This is a genomic window from Micromonospora sp. H61, from assembly GCF_018070325.1.
In the GTDB taxonomy this organism is placed as follows: domain Bacteria; phylum Actinomycetota; class Actinomycetes; order Mycobacteriales; family Micromonosporaceae; genus Micromonospora; species Micromonospora salmantinae.
Genome location: NZ_JAGPXY010000148.1, coordinates 1 through 4,569, shown reverse-complemented (window position 1 = coordinate 4,569; position 4,569 = coordinate 1). Strand labels below are relative to the sequence as shown.

General features: G+C 73.3%; 7 protein-coding genes. 2 read left to right on the top strand and 5 right to left on the bottom strand.

The annotated features are described in order from the left end of the window. Window positions 1-35 precede the first annotated feature (35 nt). From KBX08_RS32305 to KBX08_RS32285, 5 genes are all read right to left on the bottom strand, one after another. On the bottom strand, window positions 36-641 hold the full coding sequence (locus tag KBX08_RS32305; protein WP_210787542.1) for a winged helix-turn-helix domain-containing protein: 606 nt from the start codon (window positions 639-641) through the stop codon (window positions 36-38). A 247-nt stretch (window positions 642-888) separates the two neighbouring features. Further along, window positions 889-1,422 (bottom strand): winged helix-turn-helix domain-containing protein, encoded by a 534-nt coding sequence (locus tag KBX08_RS34545; RefSeq protein WP_210787541.1) that lies wholly within the window; start codon window positions 1,420-1,422, stop codon window positions 889-891. A 50-nt stretch (window positions 1,423-1,472) separates the two neighbouring features. Next, a complete protein-coding gene (locus KBX08_RS32295; RefSeq protein ID WP_210787540.1) occupies window positions 1,473-1,961 on the bottom strand; it encodes a rhodanese-like domain-containing protein in 489 nt (162 codons plus the stop codon). A gap of 44 nt (window positions 1,962-2,005) precedes the next feature. Beyond that, a complete protein-coding gene (locus tag KBX08_RS32290) occupies window positions 2,006-2,461 on the bottom strand; it encodes a cysteine dioxygenase family protein (protein ID WP_210787539.1) in 456 nt (151 codons plus the stop codon). A gap of 112 nt (window positions 2,462-2,573) precedes the next feature. Beyond that, entirely contained in the window at window positions 2,574-2,951 is a 378-nt protein-coding gene (locus KBX08_RS32285) for a signal peptidase I (protein ID WP_210787538.1), read from the bottom strand. Window positions 2,952-3,059: 108 nt separating this feature from the next. Here KBX08_RS32285 and KBX08_RS32280 point away from each other — a divergent pair, with 108 nt between their 5' ends. Next, entirely contained in the window at window positions 3,060-3,407 is a 348-nt protein-coding gene (locus tag KBX08_RS32280) for an ankyrin repeat domain-containing protein (protein ID WP_247670440.1), read from the top strand. A gap of 55 nt (window positions 3,408-3,462) precedes the next feature. Further along, complete coding sequence (locus KBX08_RS32275) at window positions 3,463-4,389, top strand: DUF3500 domain-containing protein (RefSeq protein ID WP_210787536.1); 927 nt, start codon at window positions 3,463-3,465, stop codon at window positions 4,387-4,389. Window positions 4,390-4,569 lie beyond the last annotated feature (180 nt).

The following is a 4,569-nucleotide window of genomic DNA, read 5'->3' as shown; positions in this document are numbered from 1 at the left end:
ATCCTGCCCCGCGCCGGGTCCGTGGATGCCGCCGGTCAGCCGCTGCGGTCGATGGTGACCCGGGCGTCGTCGGCCAGCCGGTAGCCGACGCCGTAGACGGTGGTGACCAACGGGACGTCCACGCCGACCTTGCCGCGCAGCCGACGCACGTGCACGTCGACGGTGCGCACGCCGGCGTGCTCGTAGCCCCAGACGGCGTTGAGCAGTTGCAGCCGGGTGAACACCCGGCGCGGGTGGGCGACCAGGTGCAGCAGCAGGTCGAACTCCAGCCGGGTCAGCGGCAGCGGCTCCTCGTCGCGCAGCACCGAGCGCGACGAGGCGAGGATGTGCAGGGCGGGAATGGTCGGGCTGATCGGTCGGGCCGGCGACCGGCTGGCGGGCGCCTGGTCGGGACGGCGTTCGGCCGGAACCGAACCGATGATCACGCCTTCACCCCGCTCCAGCATCTCGCGAGCGGCCTCCAACAGCCGGCGCGCCGCCGGGGTCAGCGACTCCTCACAGGCCAGCGGGATGGACAGCGTCACGGTGAGCACGGGCGCGGCGGTGTTCGCCGGGCGACGCTGGCCGCCGGGAGGTCGACCGGGCACCGCGGGTTGGGACGTATGCCATCCGGCACGCGACGAGGCGGGGCTGACCGACATGGTCCTCCTTGGGCTGGTCCGGGTATCTCCCCACGGCCCGGGACGCCGCTTCATCGATGCTTCCCGGCGCCTGGGCGAGGGTCAAGAGGCGGCTGCGTTGCATGAATGTGACAATTGACGAACACATCGGAGCCGAATGCTCGCTCTGCGTACGAGGCCTGATGATTACAGCAGAGTCGTCGAGATGCCCCGTTACGGGGGTCCCCGACCGGTTCACCAGGCGGTCACATCGCCGCCGGACCAGGGCTCAGCTGCTGTGATCCACGCTGATCGGCGCCCCGTCGGCCAGCCGGTAGCCGACGCCGTAGACGGTGGTGACGACCTCCGAGCCGGCCAGCTTGGCGCGCAGCCGGCGGACGTGCACGTCCACCGTCCGGGCCACCGCGTGCTCGTAGCCCCACACGCTGGAGAGCAGTTGCAGGCGGGTGAAGACCCGGCGGGGCCGCTCGGCCAGAAACAGCAGCAGCTCGTACTCGATGCGGGTCAGCGCGATGACCCGGTCGCCCTGGCGGACCATCCGCGAGCCGGCCAGGATGCGGACGTGGTCCGGTGCGGCGGGCCGCGGGGCCGGTCGCGGCCCCGACGCGGGCTCCTCCACGGCACGCAGTTGGGCCTCCCCCGACTCGGCCAGCTCGCCGAGCAGCTGCACCAGCCGGGCCAGCCGGGGGCTCAGCGGCCCGGGGACGAGGTCGAGGGTGATGGTCAGGGTCGGGCTGGTGCGCGGACGGGCCGGTGGGCGCACGCCGGGGTGGCGGCGCGTGGGGATGGCGACGACGGACATGGTGCCTCCTGAGTGGCGGTACGCGCGCCACGCCGGGTGTGGCGTGACGGTCAGCGGCGCGCCCAGCCGGCGTTGACCGGGGACGCGAGGGGAGAGGGGTGGTGCAGTGGGGTCGGGCCGAGGGCCGGCAGGCCGGCGATCCGCCAGGCCGCGAACCCACCGACCACATCGGTGGCCCGGTGCAGGCCGACGTCCTGCAGAGCGGCGGCGGCCAGCGACGAGGTGTAGCCCTCCTGACAGAGGATCACCAGCGGCACGTCGTAGTCGACGGCCTGCGGCAGCCGGGCCGCGCAGCGGGGGTCGAAGCGCCACTCCAGCACGTTGCGTTCGACGACGAGCGAGCCCGGCACCACGCCGTGCGCGGCCCGCTGCGCGGCCGGGCGGATGTCGACAAACAGCGCTCCGCTCCGGTACGCCAGGTGCGCCCGCTCCGGCTCCAGCCGACGCAGCCGGGCGCGCGCGGCGGCCAGGATCTCGTCGATGCCCCGGGAGCCCGGTGGCGGCACGGGGGCGGGACAGTGCTCGGCGGTTGTCTGCATTCTCGGGTTCCTTCCGGTGACAAGGGGGTTCTCGGTGCGCGCGGCTACCAGGACCGGCCGGCCTCGGCGACCTCGGCGACCCGCAGCCGCCCGTCGAGGAGGCGATAGCGGGTCATCCGCAGCAGCGCCGGCCGGTAGACGTGCACGCTGACCGCCGAATCGACGCCTCGGTTGGTCACCTGGTGCACGTGCCGGGGGCCGAAGCGGCGGCCCGCGCCGGCCGGCAGCAGTCGGGGGCGTAGTCGGTCGGCGCTGACCGTCTCCTCGGTGAGCACGCCGCCGACCACCCGGAACGCCCCGGAGGAGCCGCCGTGGTCGTGCAGGTCGGTGCCCTGTCCGGGCAGCCAGCTCAGCGCCCACACCTCGTGCTCGTCGCTGACGGCGAGGCGGGCGTACCAGCGCTCGGCGGGGTCGAACCGCAGCGCGACCGGCCAGCCGGCCGGGTCGGCCCATCCGGCGGCAACGGTGAGCAGGTCGGGCTCCGGACGGTGGTGCGTCATGGCGGTTCCTCGCGGGTCGTTCGGCGGGGTGCTCTCGCACTCTAGACGGCAAAGCCTATAGGTTTAGTAGGTAATTCCGCCTGGTGGGACGCCGGTCAGCCGCTCGGGCGAATCAGCGCAGCACCGGCGGATCCGCGCGGTAGCCCGGCAACGAGGGCCAGCGCACTGTCAACACCACCGACGCGCGCTCGGCGAACCAGGAATGGTCGACCCCACGGGCCCACACCACGTAGTCGCCGGGCGCGGCCAGCCGTACCGTCCGGTCCGGCAACTCCACCCGGAAACACCCCTCGACGAGTACGAGCAGAGTGGTGCGCACCTCGCCGGTCGCCCACCGCGACCGGGCCTGCCCGGGCGGATGCACACCCCACTTCACCTCGACGTCGGTGCTGTGCCGGATCTCCCCCGGCAACGCGAAGTGCCCGAGCAACCAACCAGCGTTGGTGGCGCCGTCGACGCCCGCGTTGCCCACGTACACCGTCTCACCCATCGGACCCCTCCCCAGCGCGCCGGCCGAGCAACCTATCAGGACCGGTGTGGCTAACCTGGACCGGTGACCGAGAACCTCGACGCCGAGACGCTGGCGTTCGCGCACCGGATGTTCGACCTGGCCCGGGCCGGCGCCACCGACGAGCTGGCGGCGCAGATCGACGCCGGCCTGCCGGTCAACCTCACCAACGACAAGGGCGACACGCTGCTCATCCTGGCCGCGTACCACGCCCACCCGGACACGGTGGCCGCCCTGCTCACCCGCGGCGCCGACCACACCCGGGCCAACGACCGAGGTCAGACCGCGTTGGCCGCAGCGGTCTTCCGCAGCAGCACCGAAGCGGTCCGCGCGCTCCTCGCCGCCGGCGCGGATCCGGCACACGGCAACCCGTCCGCCGTCGAGACCGCGCGCTTCTTCGACCTGCCGGAGATGACAGAGCTGCTGCGCGTCGGCTGACACCGGCACGGCCGGGCCGGTATACAGGGGCGGTGGAAGATCTCTGCCGGAGCAGATGCGGGCCGCCGCGACCGCACTGCTGACCGCGCTCGACCCCGCCGCCCGCGAGAGCGCCGTGCACTCGTTCGACGACGAGGCGGCCCGGCGCTGGCTGGAATACCGGCCCCGACCCCGACCGGGCGTCTGCCTCGCCGAGCTCGACGTCACCGCCCGCAAGGCCGCCCACCGGCTGCTGGCCACCGCGCTCAGCCCCTCGGCGTACGCACAGGCGATGGCGATCATCTCGCTGGAGGAGGTGCTGGACCGGGCCGAGGGCTGGCAACGCGGGCGGCACAGCGCCGACTACTGGGTGGCCGTGTTCGGTGACCCGGCCCGCGACGACAGTTGGGCGTGGCGACTCGAAGGACACCACCTGTCGGTGAACATGACAGTGGTGGACGGTCAGGTCTCCCCCGCGCCGATCTTCTTCGGCGCCAACCCGGCCGCGGTCCGCTACGCCGGCCGTCCGGTCTCCCGCCCACTCGGTGTCGAAGAGGACCTGGCCCGTGCCCTGCTCGACGCGCTGGGCCCCGCCGAGCGGGCCGCCGCGATCATCGCCGACGAGGCGCCCGCGGACATCATCAGCGCCACCCGTGGGCGCGTCGACGCGCCGCTGGAGCCCCTCGGCGTACCGGCGGAGCGGCTGGGACCGACCGGCCGCGCGCTGCTCGACCAGGTGGTCGCCCTCTACCTCGACCGGCTACCGCCCGAACTGGCCATCCGGGAGGCGACCCGACTGGCCGCCGGCCCACTGCACTTCGCCTGGGCCGGCCCCACCCACCCCGGGCGGCGGCACTACTACCGGGTGCAGGGCGACGACCTGCTGATCGAGTACGACAACACCACCGCGGACGGCAACCACGCGCACACAGTGCTGCGCCGCCCGGCGAGCGACTTCGGCGCCGACGTCCTGGCAACCCACCACCAAACCCACTCCCACTAACCCCGCGTCCGTCGCCCTGCCCTGCCCTGCCCTGCCCTGCCCTGCCCTGCCCTCGCCGATCTGTGAGTGGGGGTTGTCAAGGGGTGCGGTGGTGGGTGGTGATGGTTCGGTAGAGCTGTCGGGCGATGTAGCGCTTGAGGCAGCGGGTGATTTCTCTGGTGGTGCGGCCTTCGGCGCGGC

Bases quoted from the DNA above. Each gene is read 5' to 3' on its own strand.
- KBX08_RS32280 (WP_247670440.1), top strand. From the start codon at position 3,060: ATGTTCGACCTGGCCCGGGCCGGCGCCACCGACGAGCTGGCGGCGCAG.
- KBX08_RS34545 (WP_210787541.1), bottom strand. From the start codon at position 1,422: ATGTCCGTCGTCGCCATCCCCACGCGCCGCCACCCCGGCGTGCGCCCA.
- KBX08_RS32305 (WP_210787542.1), bottom strand. From the start codon at position 641: ATGTCGGTCAGCCCCGCCTCGTCGCGTGCCGGATGGCATACGTCCCAA.
- KBX08_RS32285 (WP_210787538.1), bottom strand. From the start codon at position 2,951: ATGGGTGAGACGGTGTACGTGGGCAACGCGGGCGTCGACGGCGCCACC.
- KBX08_RS32295 (WP_210787540.1), bottom strand. From the start codon at position 1,961: ATGCAGACAACCGCCGAGCACTGTCCCGCCCCCGTGCCGCCACCGGGC.
- KBX08_RS32290 (WP_210787539.1), bottom strand. From the start codon at position 2,461: ATGACGCACCACCGTCCGGAGCCCGACCTGCTCACCGTTGCCGCCGGA.
- KBX08_RS32275 (WP_210787536.1), top strand. From the start codon at position 3,463: ATGCGGGCCGCCGCGACCGCACTGCTGACCGCGCTCGACCCCGCCGCC.